This is a genomic window from Endothiovibrio diazotrophicus, from assembly GCF_054657215.1.
Genome location: NZ_BAAHXB010000002.1, coordinates 99431 through 116443 on the forward strand (window position 1 = coordinate 99431; position 17013 = coordinate 116443).

12 protein-coding genes are annotated in these 17013 nt (G+C 66.3%); 7 read left to right on the forward strand and 5 right to left on the reverse strand.

Features of this window, described 5'->3' with window-relative positions; translation table 11 throughout:
• Window positions 1-121 precede the first annotated feature (121 nt).
• Both ACYQ2W_RS01205 and mtgA read left to right on the forward strand, forming a co-directional pair.
• Complete coding sequence (locus ACYQ2W_RS01205; RefSeq protein ID WP_459862598.1) at window positions 122-949, forward strand: methylated-DNA--[protein]-cysteine S-methyltransferase; 828 nt, start codon at window positions 122-124, stop codon at window positions 947-949.
• Window positions 950-1085: 136 nt separating this feature from the next.
• The gene (gene mtgA / locus ACYQ2W_RS01210; RefSeq protein WP_459862600.1) at window positions 1086-1793 is read left to right on the forward strand and encodes a monofunctional biosynthetic peptidoglycan transglycosylase; all 708 of its coding nucleotides are present in this window, start codon (window positions 1086-1088) and stop codon (window positions 1791-1793) included.
• Window positions 1794-2018: 225 nt separating this feature from the next.
• Here the strand turns inward: mtgA and ACYQ2W_RS01215 are convergent, their stop codons facing one another.
• The 4 genes from ACYQ2W_RS01215 to ACYQ2W_RS01230 form a co-directional block, all read right to left on the reverse strand.
• Window positions 2019-3221, reverse strand: a complete 1203-nt coding sequence (locus ACYQ2W_RS01215) for a hypothetical protein (protein WP_459862602.1) — start codon at window positions 3219-3221, stop codon at window positions 2019-2021.
• Between the two features lie 25 nt (window positions 3222-3246).
• A complete protein-coding gene (locus ACYQ2W_RS01220) occupies window positions 3247-6159 on the reverse strand; it encodes a COR domain-containing protein (RefSeq protein ID WP_459862603.1) in 2913 nt (970 codons plus the stop codon).
• Window positions 6160-6523: 364 nt separating this feature from the next.
• Window positions 6524-9595: a hypothetical protein gene (locus ACYQ2W_RS01225; protein ID WP_459862605.1), complete on the reverse strand. Its 3072-nt coding sequence runs from the start codon at window positions 9593-9595 to the stop codon at window positions 6524-6526.
• Window positions 9579-10577, reverse strand: coding sequence for a hypothetical protein (locus tag ACYQ2W_RS01230; RefSeq protein WP_459862607.1), 999 nt, complete (start codon window positions 10575-10577; stop codon window positions 9579-9581). Before ACYQ2W_RS01230 ends, ACYQ2W_RS01225 begins: the two co-directional genes overlap by 17 nt.
• Before the next feature lie 574 nt (window positions 10578-11151).
• Between ACYQ2W_RS01230 and egtB the strand changes: the two genes are divergently transcribed.
• Together egtB and egtD are read left to right on the forward strand one after the other, a co-directional pair.
• On the forward strand, window positions 11152-12432 hold the full coding sequence (gene egtB, locus ACYQ2W_RS01235; RefSeq protein WP_459862608.1) for an ergothioneine biosynthesis protein EgtB: 1281 nt from the start codon (window positions 11152-11154) through the stop codon (window positions 12430-12432).
• Window positions 12429-13379 (forward strand): L-histidine N(alpha)-methyltransferase, encoded by a 951-nt coding sequence (egtD, locus tag ACYQ2W_RS01240; protein WP_459862610.1) that lies wholly within the window; start codon window positions 12429-12431, stop codon window positions 13377-13379. Before egtB ends, egtD begins: the two co-directional genes overlap by 4 nt.
• Window positions 13380-13395: 16 nt before the next feature.
• On the opposite strand, the gene ACYQ2W_RS01245 is transcribed toward egtD, so the two are convergent.
• Window positions 13396-13662: a hypothetical protein gene (locus tag ACYQ2W_RS01245; protein ID WP_459862611.1), complete on the reverse strand. Its 267-nt coding sequence runs from the start codon at window positions 13660-13662 to the stop codon at window positions 13396-13398.
• Window positions 13663-13972: 310 nt separating this feature from the next.
• On the opposite strand from ACYQ2W_RS01245, the gene pstS reads away from it, so the two are divergent.
• The 3 genes from pstS (at window position 13973) to pstA (ending at window position 16979) form a co-directional block, all read left to right on the forward strand.
• Window positions 13973-15031, forward strand: coding sequence for a phosphate ABC transporter substrate-binding protein PstS (gene pstS / locus ACYQ2W_RS01250; protein WP_459862638.1), 1059 nt, complete (start codon window positions 13973-13975; stop codon window positions 15029-15031).
• Between the two features lie 74 nt (window positions 15032-15105).
• A complete protein-coding gene (pstC, locus tag ACYQ2W_RS01255) occupies window positions 15106-16080 on the forward strand; it encodes a phosphate ABC transporter permease subunit PstC (protein ID WP_459862613.1) in 975 nt (324 codons plus the stop codon).
• A complete protein-coding gene (pstA, locus tag ACYQ2W_RS01260; protein WP_459862615.1) occupies window positions 16077-16979 on the forward strand; it encodes a phosphate ABC transporter permease PstA in 903 nt (300 codons plus the stop codon). Before pstC ends, pstA begins: the two co-directional genes overlap by 4 nt.
• Window positions 16980-17013: the final 34 nt, after the last annotated feature.

Consider the following 17013-nt stretch of genomic DNA (forward strand, 5'->3'; position numbering starts at 1 on the left):
GAATCTCGAACCCGAGGCGGTTGCCGGCCGTATCGGTTTCCGGTGCAAGTGCGCAAGATTCGGATTGAGGTGGGGCGGGCGAGGTCCAATACTTCCCGTAACCGCAGGCCACGAGACCACCATGTCCGACTACGCGCGCATCGCCGAGGCCATCGCCTTCATCACCCGCAACGCGCGGCGGCAGCCGTCGTTGGAGGAGGTGGCCGCGCACCTGCACCTGAGTCCCTACCACTTCCAGCGGCTCTTCGCCCGTTGGGCGGGGATCAGTCCGAAGCGCTTCCTCCAGACACTTACGCTGGAACACGCCAAGCAGCGGTTGCGCGAACCGCGTCCGTTGTTGGAGGTCGCCCATGAGGTGGGCTTGAGCGGCGGCTCCCGCCTACACGACCATTTCGTCACGCTGGAGGCGATCACTCCCGGCGAGTTCAGGCAGGGTGGGCGTGGCTTGGTGATCGAGTATGCCGTCCATCCGACGCCGTTCGGCGAGGCGTTCATCGCGGTCACCCCCAGGGGCATCTGCACGCTCTCCTTTCTGGATTCCCGCGAAGCGGCGGGATCCCTGGAGCAACTGCGCCGCGAGTGGCCTCTCGCGACCTTGGTATCCAACCCGGATGCCTCCGCACCGGCCGCCGCGGTGCTCAATGCGGGCCGCGCCGCCAACGTCCCGCTGTCGCTGCACGTCCGTGGCACCAACTTCCAGATCCAGGTGTGGCGTGCCCTGCTGCAGATCCCGTTCGGTGCCGTGGCCAACTACAGCGAGGTCGCCGCGGCCCTCGGCCGCCCCCGTGCGGCGCGATCGGTGGCGACGGCCATCGGCGCCAATCCGGTGGCGGTACTGATTCCCTGTCACCGGGTCATCCGGCAAAGTGGCGAACTGACCGGCTACCGCTGGGGAGCGGTGCGCAAGCGCGCCGTTCTCGCTTGGGAGTCGGTCGGCGATGGGCGGTGATTTCATGAAATGCAACGGCTCGCGTTTCTGATTGAAGCGCAGATCAACGCAGATTCTCGCCGATGAATACCCGGTCCAATCTGCGGAAATCTACGTTAATCTGCGGTTGGTTCTCTTGATGGGGCGAGTCGTTGCCATGAAGTCCCGTAACTCCCGCACGGCCTTTTTTTTCGGGCGATTGTCGCTTTTCCTGTTCGGTGTCGTCGCCGCCTTTCCGCTCTGGTGGGGAGGCTGGGTGGTCTACTACAGCGACCACAATCCTGACCTCACTCCTTTCATGACGGCGCGCGTCAGCGAATTGGTCGCAGCGGGGCAGGGTGGGGTGTTGGAGCGGCGGTGGTTGCCCTATGAGCGTATCTCCCCGCACCTCAAACGGGCGGTGATCGCCGCGGAGGATGCCCGTTTTTCCGATCACGATGGTTTTGACTGGGACGCGCTGGAGCGCGCCGCGCGTAAGAATCTGGCGAAAGGACGGATCGCCGCCGGCGGCTCCACGATTACCAACCAGCTGGCCAAGAACCTCTTCCTCGGCCCCGAGCGGACCCCCTGGCGCAAGCTCAAGGAAGCGGTGATCACGGTACTGATCGAGGCGGTGATGGACAAGCGGAGGATCCTGGAGATCTACCTCAACGTCATCGAGTGGGGCGAGCGCTGCTACGGCGCGGAGGCCGCCGCCCGCCACTACTTCCGCACCGGCGCCGACCGCCTCAGTCGCCAGCAGGCGGCGTTGCTCGCCTCGATCATCCCCAATCCCCGTTACTACGAAGACCGCGGCTTCACCGCCCACGCCCGCAAAAAGGCCGCGGTGATCCGCGAGAGGATGAGGCTCGCGACGCCGCCGTAGCCACGATGAGTGGGAGCGGTGGCGGATGGAGAAGGGGCTGTCTCTTGGTGTAGTTTGCGGGCATGCGACCTTCTGGTTACGACGCTCCGCGTCGTAACCGCGCTTGGGACGCTCCGCGTCCGGGGGGGCGGCACGAGACCCGACGGTGGTGCTTTCGTTCGACATGACGCGGAGCGTCGGGGAAGACGTTTCCACGCGGAGCGTGGGAACGAGGGGGAGGGGCGCCTATAGACATCCCTCCCGCGACCAGCGGCATACTGGCGTGATCGCCCGGCGCAGACAGCCGGTGGCTTGGCACACGGCGGCACCGAGGGTCCAGCTCACGTCGAGCTTTGCGGACTGCGGGGGTATCTCCAGTTCGCGCAGGTACTTCTTCAAGTAGACCGCCTGGAAACAGGCGTTCTCCCCGCCGTAGCAGTTGCCGCGATCCACGCAGCAGGTCTGGACGTCGCTCGCCTTCATGTAGTTGAAGGCACCGGTGAGGAACCAGCGGTCGACCGCGTCCCGGTGCGCGGGGAGGCGGTTGTGGGTGCCCCGGCCGGCGCCGTCGTAGTTGTAGGGGTCGATGATGCCCGCCTTCCCGGTGATGGTGATTTGGCTGGCGCAGTCGCTCTCCTTCCACCCCGGCGTGGCGTGGCCGACGCCGTAGTCGCACGCCTGCGGAAGGCCGAGGCTCTTGGGCGCCTCGTCCTGGCCGAGTCCGAGGAAGGAGTAGCTGTAGAGACGGATGGGCCGGCCGTCGACCACCACGCTCTTCACCGCATCGCGGGTGATGTCGCAGTCGGGGCAGGGGAAGGTGATCTGCGCGGAGGCGCCGCCCATCTCGACGATGCCGATCCGCTCGTCGCCGGTCTGCTTCCAGGCCGAAAGCCACGCATAGAGTCCCTCCTCGTAGCCGCTCAGGGTGCGCGTGTTCAACGCCACCGAGCGGCCGACCTTCGCTGCCAGTTTCTTGCGCAGGGTGCGCCACAGCGCCTCGCTGCGCGCGCGGTTCTCGTACTCGGCGATGCGCATCCCGGCGGTGGCGTAGACCGAGGCGGAAAGCAGATCGCAGCGGGCCGGCCAGTCGAACCCCTGCCATGCGGGGCGGCCCTCCTTGCCGGGGGGGCCGTCCTTGACGATGCCGTCCAGTGCCGCCACCACCTCGTCGGTGACCGCCTCGGCGTCCTGCCAGCGCTTGCCGCGGATCTCCCGCACCGGGTCGGCCAGGGCGGAGACCTTGGGGCCCTCATGCTCCAGCCATCCCTCCGCTCTCTGTTCGTAGAGGTAGAGACGGGTTCCGCTGCTGCCGGCGTCGTAGATGACGTGACAGGCAATGGGCGCCGAGGTTTCGGTCGCGGCGGTGCCGGTGGCCCCTTCGGCGTGGCTGCCGCCGGCGATCAGCAGCGCGAGGACGAGGAGCGGCAGGCGGTACGGTTTTCGGTTCATGGGCAACGTCCCTATGGGAGGCCGGTTATGCGAGGGCGCGGTCGATCAGCGCCTTCACCCTGGCGAAGTCGTTGCGGGCGAGGGCGGTGTGGTCGCGGGTGAGGAGGAAGTCGTTAATCTGGTGGAGGATGTCGCCGACGTGTCGATGGAACGCGTCCATCAGTTTGAAGCGGGCGAAATCCTCCTGGCCGATCACCCCGGCGCCGTGCTCCCGGATCAGGGCGTCGATGGTGTCGTACTCGCCCTTCCAGTGGATGGCGTGGTCGATGCGTCCCTTCGGTGTATCGATCTGCAAGTCCTCCTGCACCAGCGGCACGATGCGCCGCAGGAAGTCGTCGCCGCGCTGGCGGGCGTTGAGGTAGATGCGGTAGAGCTCGGTCATGCAGTACTCCGAGCGCAGGTAGGCGGCGCTCAGTACCACCACCACGCAACGCCCGGTGCTGAGGCGTTCCATGAACTGGGAGATCCGCTCGCCGTCGCGCATCACTTCCGAGTCGCGGAGGATCCGCAGCCCCTGGCGCTCCATTGCGGTGCAGAGGTCGGCTACCAGCGGCTCCTCCCGCTCGCGCGCCCAGGCGTAGGAGACGTAGAGTTCCGGCAGGTCGGGCGAGTGAACTGGCGGCGGGGCGGGTTCCAGGGGCGCGGGCTCTTCTTCTGGATGGCGGTGGGGGTGATTCCCCCGCGCCTCCAGCAGTTGGCCGGGCCACTGGGAGCGTTCGTTTAGCTTGGCGATCTGCTCCACCAGGTTTTGCTGCAGCCGTTCGGCGCCTACCCCCTTGGTGCAGACCATCACCCGGCCGCCGTATCCCTCCTCGTCCGGGATCTCCTCCACCAGGGCGGTGGCGTGACTGGCGGCGTCATAGAGGCAGAGGCCGTAGCGCCAGTAGAGGGCGCTGTCGGCGGCCTGCTTGCCCAGCGCCGAGAGTAACGTGCGGGCGATGGCGGGGGAGAGAAAGGGATAGGCGAAGGTCGCCCCCAGCGGCGTGTCCCCCAGCGCCTCCCAACGCGCCGCCAGATCTCCGGTTACTTCTTCTTGCTCCGGCAGCAGGTCCGGGGCGACGTATTCGGTCTCCGTGTCATCGTGGGCATGGCGGTGGACGAAGCAGATGCCGCTGGTGGTCATCATGCCGATCAACGCCTTCTGGTCCTGCTCCGAGAGACCGGTCCGTCGCCAGAGCAGGTTGTGGAGATCGGTGCGGGTGAAGCGGCCGCCGAGGCGGCGCAGAGTGTCATGGACGCCGCCCTCGCGGGTAAATAGGGAGTAGACGTGGTTGAGGGCCCAGGACTGATCCAGCACCAGTTGGTTGTTGAAGAGGTTGGGTTGGTGGAAGACCATCCCCGCACGGTGCAGCACTTCGGCGAAGCTCTTGGGGTCGTGGACGTTCTGCTCGTTGCAGAGCCCTTCGAACGCCTCGTAAGGGATCAGCCGATGGTTCCGCCGCCCCTCGTCGGCCTCGCACGCGTCCCGGTCCCGCCATTCACGTAGTCGCTCCCACACCGCCAACCGGTTGCGCCCGATCTGGGGTCTTCCCTGGCGCTCCCGTAGGTCGGCCACCGCCCGCCGCAGGGCATCCATCAACTGCGCCTGCCCGCAGTCGTCCTTGGCGCTGTAAGTGACACGGGTGAAGAGTCGTCCCGCCTCCTCGAAGGGGCGCAGCCACTCCTCCGCCACCGGCAGGTTGGCCCGCTCGCCGCGACCGCCGTCGCACTGATTCTGCACCACGATCACCGGGCTCTCCTCGCCCCCCAGGTGGCGGATGTACTCCAGCCAATAGGGGAGCGGGTGGTTGCGGAATACCATGCCGCCGTGCTCGTGCTCACCCTCCTCGCTCTCCGGCGTCCACAGCAGCACGAAGAGGGCGCGGGTGCGCATGAACAGCGCGTGGGTGCCGTGGTAGAGCTCCTGTCCGCCGAAGTCGAAGAGGTTGAGGATTGCTGGCTCCTCATCCTCGAAGCTGAGTTCCACCGAGGTGACGGTGATGCCGTGGGTCGAGTCTGCCTCCTCTTCGAACCCCTCGCCCCGCAGCCGGCGGCAGAACTGGGTCTTGCCGATACGGCCGTTGCCCAGCACGATCACTTTCTGATCCCGCTGCGGCTCCGCGCCCGATTCCAGATCGGCGAGATGGGCGCGGACGCGGGGGAGGCAGTTGTCGTATTGGTGTTGCGAGAGCACCTCCGCGGGGATCTCGGTGAGGGCTGGGAGGTGGTCGGCGAACAGCTTCTTCAGCGTTGGGTAGTCGAGGAGCGGACGGGGGAGGTGGTGGATGGGTGAGCCGAAGAGATCGAGATACCGCAATTGAGTTTGACCTGATAGAGCGGACAGGTCGGTAACGTGGGTGTGCGAACAGTCAAGTTGTTGAAGTGCGGAGAGGCCGGCAATGGGCGCGAGATCGGCGACTGGGGTACCCCAACAGCGGAGTTCCCGGAGCGCGGAGAGCCCGGCGATGGGTGCGAGGTCAGCGACTAGGGTGTTTGAACAGTCGAGTAGTTGGAGTGCGGAGAGCCCGGCGATAGGCGCGAGATCGGCAACTTCGGTATTCCAACAGCGGAATTCCTGGAGCGCGGAGAGCCGGGCGATGGGCTCGATATCAGAGACTTGAGAGCACGAACAGTCGAGTTGCTGGAGCGAAGGATAGGTGGTGACGGAGAGGAGGTCGGCAAGGTTTGAAAAAGAACAGTCCAGGAGGCGAAGCCTGGGAAGGGGGGGCAGGGCGGTGATCAGGGTGTGGACGTCGTTAGGGATTAAATCATCGTGTCCAATTAGCGCCTCTCCGAGCACCAGCTCCTCCAGCCACTCCAGCTCGGCCAGTTCCCTAGGCGGGTGGGTCAGGCCGAGGTTGGCGAGATCGAGGCGGCCGGTGTAGGCAACCTTCTCGGCGGCGATGCGTTCCCGGGCGATGTCGAGGCGCGGTTGGCGCGGGGTGGGCTCCTTGCTCATGGGTGGGGATTCTATCGCCTCGTGGATTTCGCGGGCACTCCTGAACTCCGCGGCCACTTGGTTGTGAGGCTCCGCGTCGTCAACTCCGCCGTCACGGCGGATTCGTAGGTCGCCGATGCTTCGGCGACGCAAACGGGGGCAGTGGTGTGTGGGTTGCCGCCGAGCCTGGCCGAACGGATGAAGCGCTCGGGGAGCGCGGCGGTTGCTCATGCAGCGGTGCCTCCGTTCCCGTCGCCAAGGTATTGGCGACCTACGGGGACGTGCGTGGGGACCGGCCGTAAGCCGTTGACGGGACGGGGAACGAAAAGAGGCCCTCCGTTTCCACGGAGGGCCTCCATGGCACCTCACTTGCGGGGTCGTCGCCTCAGCGCACCACGGCGACTTCACCCGTATCGACCACCTTGAGCGCCCAGTCCTTGGCCAGGGTGTCGTCCAGGTTCAGGCGGCTGGCCAGATAGGCCAGGCGGTTGGTGTCGTTGCCCACCGCGGTGCACATCCGGTCCTGCAGGAAGAACGGCGGGATCGCCTGGTAGGAGAGGGTGGCGCGCACGCTCGCCGGCTCGCCGTGGATCGCGCTGAGGGGGACCTCGTAGCGCAGGGTGTCGCCGCCGTTGGCGGTCGGGCCGGTGTAGTCGGGATCGCCGTCGATGCCGACGAAGCCGGAGTCCTCGGCCAGGTCCTCGCCGGCGCCCAGGGCCTTGGCGATCGCCTTGCGCTCCTTCAGGCCGAGGTAGCCGGGCGGGGGCAGGCGGTTGTCCTTGACCACGGTGCAGATGCCGAGGAAGCCGGTGGTCAACTGGCCCGCCGGGGCCACCCCGTGGCCGCACTGGGGCGCCTTCCCGTCCTGGCTCTTCAGCGGCGGGGTGCTGACCAGTTCCTGATAGATCTGCACCTGGTCCTGGCGCGAGATTACCTGGTAGTGGGGTTGGTGCAGGCGCTTCTCCGGGGCGATCCGTCCCGCGCAGTCCTTCTCCCACCACAGCTCGCCGGGGAGCACCTGGCCCTGCTCGTCGACCAGTTCGCCGGCCGGGTTGACCCGCCCCGAGGCCCACAGGGTGTCGCCCTTGGCGTCGAGCACCTCGAAGGTGAGGAAGGCGCGGCGGAAGCCGACCCCGGAGGGGAACTTGTGGCCGGTCAGGCTGGCGATGGCGACGGTGGCGGCGAGCTGGCCCTTGGCGATGGTCGGCTTGCCGACCACCTGGATGGTGGCGGTGGCGTGGGCGGCCTGCTCCTCCATGGCGCGGGCGGTGAGCTGGATCGGGCTCAGCCCCTTGCTCCCCAGCATCGGGTCCTGTTCGGAGACCCCCAGCACCTCGGGGAACTGCTTGAACATCTCCACCAGGAACAGGTTGAGGCCGACCAGGGTGTGCTTGGCAAAGCCTTCACGCACCTGCAGGTCGATCTCCTCCTTGGGCAGCCGGTGCTCGGCCTCGGGGAAGTTGGAGAACTCCTGGATGCTGGCGATCTTGCTGCGGAACTTGCCGTGTTGGTCGCCGGAGGCCATGTGGCAGCCCTGGCAGCTCTGCGCCTTGGGCCCGGCGCCTTCCGGCAGCGGGCCGTACACCGATTTGCCGGTACGGTAGTCGCTGAAGGCCCACTCGGGATAGGTGGTCTGCTCGTAGAAGTGGCCGATGAATTTTCCGTTGTCGATCACCGGCAGATGCACCGTGTGGCAGGTGCCGCACACCTCCGAGTCCTTCATGATGGCGTTCTGCGCGGGGGCGGTGCCCAGGGATTGCACCATCGGCCGGGTCTTCGGCTGGGCGAACGGGCCGTAGAACTTGTCCTCCTCACCCACCAGGAAGCTGCCGGTGAAGGTCTTGGCGAAGCCGGTTTCGTCGGGGTTCAACAGCGCTTGACGCTGCATTACGCAGGCGTTCTGCGTCGCCCCCTGATACTTCTGCGTATCCTGCGGCCCCAGCACCATGTGGTGGCAGCCGGAGCAGGCGATGCCGTCGCGGGAGAGGGCGCCGTATTTGGCGTCCTTGGCGGCGGGGTTGCCGTCCGGGTAGGGGGCGGCGTCGATCATCGAGCGTTCGAAGGTCCCGCACTCCCCGTCCTTCTGGAAGTGGTCGATCTGGTACTGACGCTGCCCCTGGATGCCGTGGCAGCCGAGGCAGGTGGTCTGGATCAGGTCGGAGCTCTCCGGGTGGAAGGTCTGGGTCTCGCTCGCCAACTGGGCGAGGAAGATCGGGTCCCGTCCGGCCAGGCCCATCGGCGAGGTGCGCCAGGTGGCGTAGGGGGAGAGGTTGAGCAGCTTGTCGCCGTGGGGGTCGGGCGTGGTCATGTCGAACTGCAGGCCGGTACTGCCGGCGTCGTGGCAGCCGAGGCACTGGTCGCTGGTCAGGTACATGCTCTCCGGGGCGGGGCCCGAGGCGGGCATCCAGACGTTGTCGTAGGTCTGCGAGGTGAGGCGGAAGGGGACGTGGCGGCCCGATCCCCCTTCGTCGCCCTTGCGTTTGATCGACGAGGGCATCTCCGGCAGGGACTGGGCGAGCGGCGAGGTGAGCGGGACGGTGCCCCCTTCGACGGTCGCGTGTTGCTGGTGGATGTCGCTGGAGGTCATGAGCCCGCTCATGGTGTCGTTGGCCGGTGAGCGCTTGGCCGGTGTAGCGGGGGTGCCGCCTCCGAGATACTGGTTGTTGAAGAAGTCCTGGGAGAGATAGACCAGCGGATCGCCGGGCTCGCCGGCGATGTTGCGCAGGTCGGAGAAGGTCATCTGCTGGGCCGAGGCGTGGCAGTTCATGCAGTACTGGCCGAAGCCCATGTTGGGCAGTCCGTTCTTCTTCGGGTCGGCCGGCCAGTCCGGGCTCCAGCCCTCGCCTTCCCAGCCGTACCAGCCCCAGAACCAGCCGTCGTGGGAGGCTTGGCGGTCGCGCACCATGATCGCCGCGCCGCTGGTGGGAAAGAGGTGGTAGGGGTCGGTGCCGGCACAGGCGGCGGCCGGCGTGGGGTACATCTCCTTGACCATGATCGCGCCGTCGGGGATCGGCGCGGGCGCGGCCACCGGCTCGCCCCCCGCCGGGCGGTTGGTCTTGAGCCACTCCACCATCTCCGGCGAGTACCAGATCATCACCGGCGAGTGGGTGCCGTGATAGTTCCCGCTCCACTCACCGCTGCCGCGGACCGCGGTGTAGGGCCCGGTGTCGCGCACATCCTTGTCGTGCGCCCAGCCGGAGGCGGGGTCGCGGTGGCACCAGTGGCCGAAGAACTGGTTGAGCTGCTCTTCGTATTGGTTCAGCGGCAGCGCCGAGGGGTCGCGTACCGCGGCCGCCAGGGATTGGCAGAGTTGCGGATCGGTGGGCTTCAGGGCCTGCGGACTGAAACCCTTGCCGCAGCCGTCGGCCCAGCTGGGGGCGATCACCCCCGATGCGAGCAGCGCGGTGAGCGCGAGCAGCGCGCCCCGCGGGGCGATCTCCTTACGAAACCATTTCATCGCTTCCCCCTCCTCGTTGTGGTGGCGCCGCCATCGGTGGGCGGTGCCTGTTGGTATCGGTCGATGCTTGAATCGTCCCCGCTTCCGGCAGTGAGCGGGCCAGCAGGCGGCGCGCGGCGCGCCCCGCCTCGAGGTCGTGGCAGTTGACGATGGCGAGGCGGAAGCCGCCCGGCGGCATCGAGTGGCTGGCGGCGGGGCGGTCGGTGTGGAACGGGATCTGTACCGAGGTCACCCCGGGGAGGCGCCGCGCCTGCTCGATCCGCTCCGGCGGCGGCGGGCGCTGATGATCGTCGTGGGGCGTGAACAGCACCACGGAGTAGCCGTCGCGTCGGTCGGGGTCGGCGAACTCCCAGCGCCCCTGCGCGTAGAGCCGCACCAGCGCCTCGACCCAGCCGGCGCCGTAGAGGTCCGGCCACTGGTCGGCGAAGCGGAGGTGGACCTCGATGATGCGGCCGCCGATGGTCTCCAGGTTGAGCATGCCGGTGTAGCCCCTGAGATGGGTCTCGATCCAGGCGCCGCAGTAGGCCTCCAGTTCGGGTTCCGGTGCCGCCTGGATGGTCCAGTAGTCGAAGGTGCCGCCGGCCAGCGGGACGCCGGTGGCGTGGCGCCACCAGCGGGCGACCCCGTCCACCAGCGCGACGTCGCTCGATACGTGTCGTCCGCTGAGCAGCTCCATCCACAGGTGACCGGCGGTCTTGGCGTCTTCGTACTCCTCGCTGCTGTGCAGGGTGCGGCTGCCGGCCCCCATGCTCATCAGATTGACCAGCGGCTTGGAGAAGACCGGAAAGCGCGGCGGGGCGACGCCGTGAGGGGCGCAAGCGAGCCCCTGGCTCTCGGCGATGCGCAGCTTGTCGTAGACCCAGCGATGCTGTGCATGGCGGTTCCAGGCATCGGGGTCCTTGGTCGGAATATGGATATCCGCCGGGCAGGGGGTATCCGCGAAGAAGGGGATCCGCCAGGGGTCGGGTTCGTGGATCGGCATGTTCGCGTCGGTTCCTTGATAGCGGGCGGAAGGGGTGCGCGATCGCGCTCCGTATCCTGATCGAGCGAATACGGTTGCTCGAATGTTTTATGAATTATTCATGCTGCGTTGATTGTATCTTGCGGGCCGATAGTGCAATGAAATTTGCGGTGGCACAAGCGCCGAGGGAGAAACGGGAAAGTCATATTCCATAGGTAGCGTAATGACGGCAATCGACGCGGATGAGCGGAATGAGTGAGTATCAATATAATGGTTGTCGTTCGGTGTATCTTGTCGCATCACTTTTTTTCGACAAATCGTTCGTCACCTAGGTAACGGGGGGGAACAGTGTTATTCTGCGGCGCACGCCCGAACCTATAAATAACGTAAATATCATCCAGTTCCCCCTTGGTCGCGAGATCGCAGGAGCGGCCGGGTATGCGCTGCATCATGCGGCGGCGCTTCGGTGTGGCCGATCGCGAAGCGCCGGCCCCAAGGGAGTGGAATGCTCCCACCGGCGGGTGGTTCCGATGGCCGGTGGTGATGGATGAGATGACCTGTTTGGATGATGTCGCTCAGCAGGAGGGTCGATACGATGTCTTTCCCCCATGCCGTTGCCCGCGGCGAGGCAGTGGCCGATTTCCGTCGCATTCGGCAGGAGACGGCGCGGATCTGTAGTCCGCTGGCGGTCGAGGACTACGTGATCCAGACCACCGTCGAGGCGAGCCCGGCGAAATGGCACGTCGCCCACGTCACCTGGTTCTTCGAGACCTTCATCCTGGTCGAATTCAAGCCCGGCTACCGTCCCTTCCATCCGCGTTATCGTTATCTGTTCAACTCCTACTATGAGCAGGTCACGGGCGGCTTTTTCCCGCGGCCGCAACGGGGGTTGCTGTCGCGGCCGACGGTGGAGGAGATCTTCCGTTACTGCGCCCACGTCGACGAGCAGATGGGTGAGTTGATCGATGGTGCCCCGCAGTCGGCGTGGGAGCAGATCGCGCTACGGCTCTACATCGGACTCAATCACGAACAGCAGCACCAGGAGCTGTTGTTGACCGACCTGAAATATAATCTCGGCTTCAATCCGTTGCGCCCGGCCTATCGCGACGAGCTGCCCGAGAGCCCCGTCGTGCGGGTGGCTCCGCCGCAGTGGCTGGAGTTCTCCGGCGGGGTGCGCGAGATCGGCTACGCCGGCGACGGCTTCGCCTACGACAACGAGCGCCCGCGCCATGGCGTGTTCGTCCAACCCTATCGGCTGGCCTCGCGGCTGGTCACCAACGGCGAATACCTGGAGTTCATCGAGGCCGGCGGTTACGACGATCCGGCGCTGTGGCTATCCGACGGCTGGAAGTGCATCCACGAACGCCAATGGCGCGCGCCGCTCTATTGGGAGCGGCAGGATGGTGCGTGGTGGCTCTACACCTTGGGCGGTATGCGGCCGCTGCGGGAAGACGAGCCGGTGTGTCACATCAGTTATTACGAGGCGGATGCCTATGCCACCTGGGCGGGCAAGCGGTTGCCCACGGAGGCGGAGTGGGAGTGCGCGGCGGCCAATTGCACCGTCGCCGGCAACCTGCGCAACGCGGACTTTCTGCATCCTACCCCGGCCTCGGAACAGGATGGCGGTGGCCTGCAGCAACTGTTCGGCGACGTGTGGGAGTGGACTCGCAGCGCCTATCAACCTTACCCCGGTTTCCGCACCGCCTCCGGCGCATTGGGCGAATACAACGGCAAGTTCATGTGCAACCAGCAGACCCTGCGCGGCGCCTCCTGCGTCACCGCGGACGACCATGTGCGCGTCACCTACCGCAACTTCTTCTATCCCCACGAGCGCTGGCAGTTCAAGGGCATGCGTCTGGCGGAGGATGCGGCATGAACCTCCAATTCTACGATCTGCACCCGTCGCTGGCCGACTTCAAGAGCGAGGTGTTGAGCGGCATGGGGGCGGAGCGCAAGCGGCTGTCGCCGAAGTTCTTCTACGACCGGCGCGGCTCGCAGCTGTTCGATACCATCACCGAGTTGCCCGAGTACTATCCCACCCGCACCGAGATCGGCATTCTCGAACGGCATGCCCCGGCCATGGCCGGCTATCTGGGCAAGGATTGCCTGCTGTTGGAGCTGGGCAGCGGCAGCAGCAGGAAGGTTCGGCTGCTGTTGGATGCGCTGCGACCGGCGGCCTACATGCCCATCGACATCTCCAGGCAGCATCTGCTGGAGTCGGCACAGACCCTCGCCGGCGACTATCCGCAATTGCAGATACACGCCACCTGCGCGGACTACTCGGCCCCGTTCGAGCTACCGCACAGCCCGTCCGAGCTGCCGCGTGCGGCCTTCTTTCCCGGTTCCAGCATCGGTAACTTCGAGCCCGACGCGGCCTGCCTGTTGTTGCAACGCACGCGTGAACTCCTCGGTGTGGGCGGCCATCTGCTCATCGGCGTCGATCTGAAGAAGGAGCCCACCGTACTCAACGACGCCTACAACGACCGCGACGGGGTCACCGCGGCGTTCAATCTCAATCTGCTGGAGCGGATGAACCGCGAGCTGGAGGCGGATTTCGAGATCGATCACTTTGCCCACTACGCCTTCTACAACCCCATGCCGGGGCGGATCGAGATGCATCTCATCAGCCGCATTCCCCAGCAGGCGCGGATCGCCGGGGAGTGCGTCGATTTCGCCGAGGGGGAGAGCCTGCACACGGAGAATTCGTACAAATACACGGTGGACGGTTTTCAACAACTCGCCGCCGGCGCCGGGTTTGCGCCGTGCGAGGTGTGGCTGGACGCGGAACAGCACTTCAGCGTGCACTGTTTGCGGGCGGTGTGAGCGCCGGGGGCGTTAGTCAACATAGCAACTGATGGTCGTCGCCGGGATCCCCCGGATTGGTCCGGTTGGCCTGCACCATGCGCCGGAAGCGCTCCGGGTCCTGCCGGGCGATCTGGGTGTATTCGTTCAGCAGGTTGTGCCAGCCGGGGCCGCCGTGGCGCATCAGCTCGGCGATGGCGACCAGCAGCAGCTTGGTTGCGGCGCGCAGTTCGGCGTCCCGCGCCTCGTGGTAGTGCTGAACCAGCTCCCGGTGCAGGCTTTCGACGCGTTCCAGCGGTGTCATGGCGTATCGCTCCTCGGTTGTCGGGTGTCGGCCGGCGTTCGCCTCGGCCGGCGGTTTAGTGTCCATTGGCTCGAAATTTCTCCCTCCATGGCGGGGTGCGGTCCTCCCGGTGACGGCGGCACACCCTGTCGGAACCGCCGCGCGTTCCGTTCACAAATCCCTGTCATCAAAGCTTCACGTCAACGTCATACGCGGCGGAGATACTCCCACGCTGCTTCGGCACGCCGGGGTCCGGCGAGGCTCAAGGATGAGCTTCAGCGGCCTCGCGTTGCCGCCTGTTTTTTCATTCATCCCATGGGAGCAAGCAATGATGCGAAAGTCGTATTTCACCAAGGTGGCACTCGCCGCCGGATTCGCCTCGATGATGGCCCTCTCCGCCAGCGCCGGTGCTGAGGTCAAGTTGAACGGCTCCGGCGCGAGCTTCCCCTTCCCGATCTACTCCAAGTGGTTCAAGGACTTCAGCGCTTCCCATGACGGCATCCGCGTCGACTACCAGTCCAAGGGTAGCGGCGCGGGCATCCAGGACCTGATCAACGGCACGGTGGACTTCGCCGCTTCCGACGCGGCGATGAATGAGAAGGAGATGGCCAAGGTGAAGCAGGGCGTGGTCCTGCTGCCGATGACCGCCGGTGAGATCGTGCTGATCTACCACCTCAAGGGGGTCGATGGCCTGAAGCTGTCGCGCACCGCCTACGCCGGCATCTTCTCCGGCACCGTGACCAAGTGGAACGATCCGGCCATCGCCGCCACCAACCCCGGCGTCTCGCTGCCCGACAAGAACATCACCGTGGTGACCCGTTCCGACTCCTCCGGCACCTCGTTCATCTTCACCGGTCACCTCTCGGCGATCAGCGACACCTTCAAGAACAACGTCGGCCAGGGCAAGGCCCCGGCCTGGCCGCAGACCGGCACCTTCGTCGCCGCGCCGAAGAACGACGGCGTTACCGCCCAGGTGCAGCAGAACGACGGCGCCATCGGCTATGTCGAGTACGGCTACGCCAAGCTGACCGGCTGGAAGCAGGTCGCCAAGCTGGAGAACAAGGCCGGCAAGTTCGTCGCCCCCGGTCCGGAGAGCGGTGCCGCCGCCCTGGCCGCCGCCCGGTTCCCCGAGGGCACCCTGCCCGGCAGCGACGTGCCGAACCTGATCGCCTGGGTCACCGACCCCGAGGGCGATGCCTCCTACCCGATCGCCAGCTTCACCTGGATGCTGTTCTACAAGGACCAGGACGACGCCAAGGCCGAAGCCCTGCGCAAGTTGGTGCGCTACGGCGTCGAGGAGGGGCAGAAGATCGCCGACTCCATGGGCTACATCCCGCTGCCCGCGAGCGTCGCGGAGAAGGTCCTGTCTGCCGCCGAGTACATCAAGTAACGGCATGACATGACCCGTGGGCCCGGACCGCTTGTGCGGTCCGGGCAGGGCAAGTGATCACGGTCGGAAAGCCTATGAGCAAGCACATCGAAGCGGCCGCCTCCGCGACCTCTCTTTCATGTCCCCCCAGCGCGGCGGAATACACCCGGGACCGCATCTTCCGCAGCGTCGCCTGGAGTAGCGCCGTGCTGATCATCGCGCTCGCCGCCTACATCCTGTGGGAGATCGGGCGCCAGGCGGCGCCGGCGATCGGCGAGTACGGCCTCGGTTTCGTCACCGGCACCAGTTGGAACGCCAGCCAGGGTCAATTCGGTGTCCTTCCCGAGATCTGGGGTACTTTATACAGCTCCCTGCTGGCCCTGCTGATCGGCGGGCTGTTCGGCATCGGCATCGCCATCTTCCTGACCCAGGATTTCATCCACCACCGTCTGGCGACGGTGTTTCGCACCGTCGTCGAGATGCTGGCGGCGATCCCGTCGGTGGTGTTCGGCCTGTGGGGCATCCACGTGTTGATCCCGCTGCTCAAGCCCGGTGCCGAGTGGCTGCACGGGCATCTGGGCTGGTTCCCGCTGTTCGGCAGCGACCTGGCCGGTCCGGGCATGGCCCCCGCCGCCCTGGTGCTGGCGATCATGATCCTGCCGACCGTCGCCGCCATCTCGGTGGACGCCTTCCGGCGCATTCCCTACAAGGTGAAGGAGGCCGCCTACGGCATGGGCACCACCCGCTGGGAGGCGATCCTCAAGGTGATGCTCCCCACCGCCTCCTCCGGCATCCTCGCTGCCCTGGTCCTCGGTTTCGGCCGCGCCCTCGGCGAGACCATGGCGCTGGCGATGCTGATCGGCAACGCCAACCAGATCAGCCTCTCGCTGTTTGCCCCGGCCGATACCCTGGCCTCGCTGCTCGCCTCCAACTTCCCGGAGGCGGGCCAGATCGAGGTGCAGGCGCTGATGTATGCCGCCCTGGTGCTGCTCGCCATCACCTTCGTGGTCAACGTGGCCGGCCTGGCCGTGCAGCAGTACACCATTCGCAAGTTCGAGGGTAAGAAATGAGCGACGTCGAACTCACCGCCTCCGTGCAGGAGGCCGCGGTGCCGCAGTTGAACCGCCAGCCGTTCGAGATCCGCGCGGTCAAGAGCGGCCTGTTGACCGGCCTCACCTGGATCTTCGCGCTGCTCGCCGCGGTTCCGCTCTTCTCGGTGATCTACATGCTGCTGGTGCAGGGAGGCTCGCGGCTGTTCAGCGCCGAGTTCGCCGAGGTGCTGACCGGTCTGCCGCCGGCCGGCTTCGAGATGGGCGGCGGCGTCGGTCCAGCCATCGTCGGTACCCTGGTGATGGTACTGATCGCCTCGCTGATCAGCCTTCCCACCGGCATCCTGGCGGCGATCTACCTGGGCGTGCTCGACCCGAAGAGCCGCATCGCCACCACCTCGCGTTTCCTCGCCAAGGTGCTCACCGGCTTCCCCTCGATCCTCGCGGGTGTCTTCGTCTACGCGGTGGTGGTGGTCAACTGGGGCTACTCGGCGTGGGCCGGCGGCATCGCGCTGGCGGTGCTGATGCTCCCCACCGTGGTGCTGGCCGCCGAAGAGGCGATGGCGCAGGTGCCACAGCGGATGAAGGATGCGGCCTACGGCATGGGCTGCACCCGCACCCAGGTGATCTGGAAAGTGGTGCTGCCCACCGGACTGCCGGGCATCCTCACCGGGGTGATGCTGGCCATCGCCGGCGCGGCGGGCGAGTCGGCGCCGCTGCTGTTCACCGCGCTGTTCAGCAACTACTACATCTCGGAGTTGGGCGAACCCACCGCCTCCCTCTCCATCCTGATCTACAACTTCTCCGGCATGCCCTTCGCAAACCAGATCGAGCTCGCCTGGGCGGCGTCCCTGGTGCTGGTGCTGATCGTGCTGGTGTTCAACATCCTGGCGCGCCTGTTCGGGCAGCCGAAGGTATGAGGCGATTTCCGTCGGGGAACGGACCTTGTCCTCC

What these genes read in the sequence shown, in the direction of transcription:
- ACYQ2W_RS01205 (WP_459862598.1), top strand. Translation starts at nt 122, where the DNA reads ATGTCCGACTACGCGCGCATCGCCGAGGCCATCGCCTTCATCACCCGC.
- mtgA (WP_459862600.1), top strand. Translation starts at nt 1,086, where the DNA reads ATGAAGTCCCGTAACTCCCGCACGGCCTTTTTTTTCGGGCGATTGTCG.
- ACYQ2W_RS01215 (WP_459862602.1), bottom strand. Translation starts at nt 3,221, where the DNA reads ATGAACCGAAAACCGTACCGCCTGCCGCTCCTCGTCCTCGCGCTGCTG.
- ACYQ2W_RS01220 (WP_459862603.1), bottom strand. Translation starts at nt 6,159, where the DNA reads ATGAGCAAGGAGCCCACCCCGCGCCAACCGCGCCTCGACATCGCCCGG.
- ACYQ2W_RS01225 (WP_459862605.1), bottom strand. Translation starts at nt 9,595, where the DNA reads ATGAAATGGTTTCGTAAGGAGATCGCCCCGCGGGGCGCGCTGCTCGCG.
- ACYQ2W_RS01230 (WP_459862607.1), bottom strand. Translation starts at nt 10,577, where the DNA reads ATGCCGATCCACGAACCCGACCCCTGGCGGATCCCCTTCTTCGCGGAT.
- egtB (WP_459862608.1), top strand. Translation starts at nt 11,152, where the DNA reads ATGTCTTTCCCCCATGCCGTTGCCCGCGGCGAGGCAGTGGCCGATTTC.
- egtD (WP_459862610.1), top strand. Translation starts at nt 12,429, where the DNA reads ATGAACCTCCAATTCTACGATCTGCACCCGTCGCTGGCCGACTTCAAG.
- ACYQ2W_RS01245 (WP_459862611.1), bottom strand. Translation starts at nt 13,662, where the DNA reads ATGACACCGCTGGAACGCGTCGAAAGCCTGCACCGGGAGCTGGTTCAG.
- pstS (WP_459862638.1), top strand. Translation starts at nt 13,973, where the DNA reads ATGCGAAAGTCGTATTTCACCAAGGTGGCACTCGCCGCCGGATTCGCC.
- pstC (WP_459862613.1), top strand. Translation starts at nt 15,106, where the DNA reads ATGAGCAAGCACATCGAAGCGGCCGCCTCCGCGACCTCTCTTTCATGT.
- pstA (WP_459862615.1), top strand. Translation starts at nt 16,077, where the DNA reads ATGAGCGACGTCGAACTCACCGCCTCCGTGCAGGAGGCCGCGGTGCCG.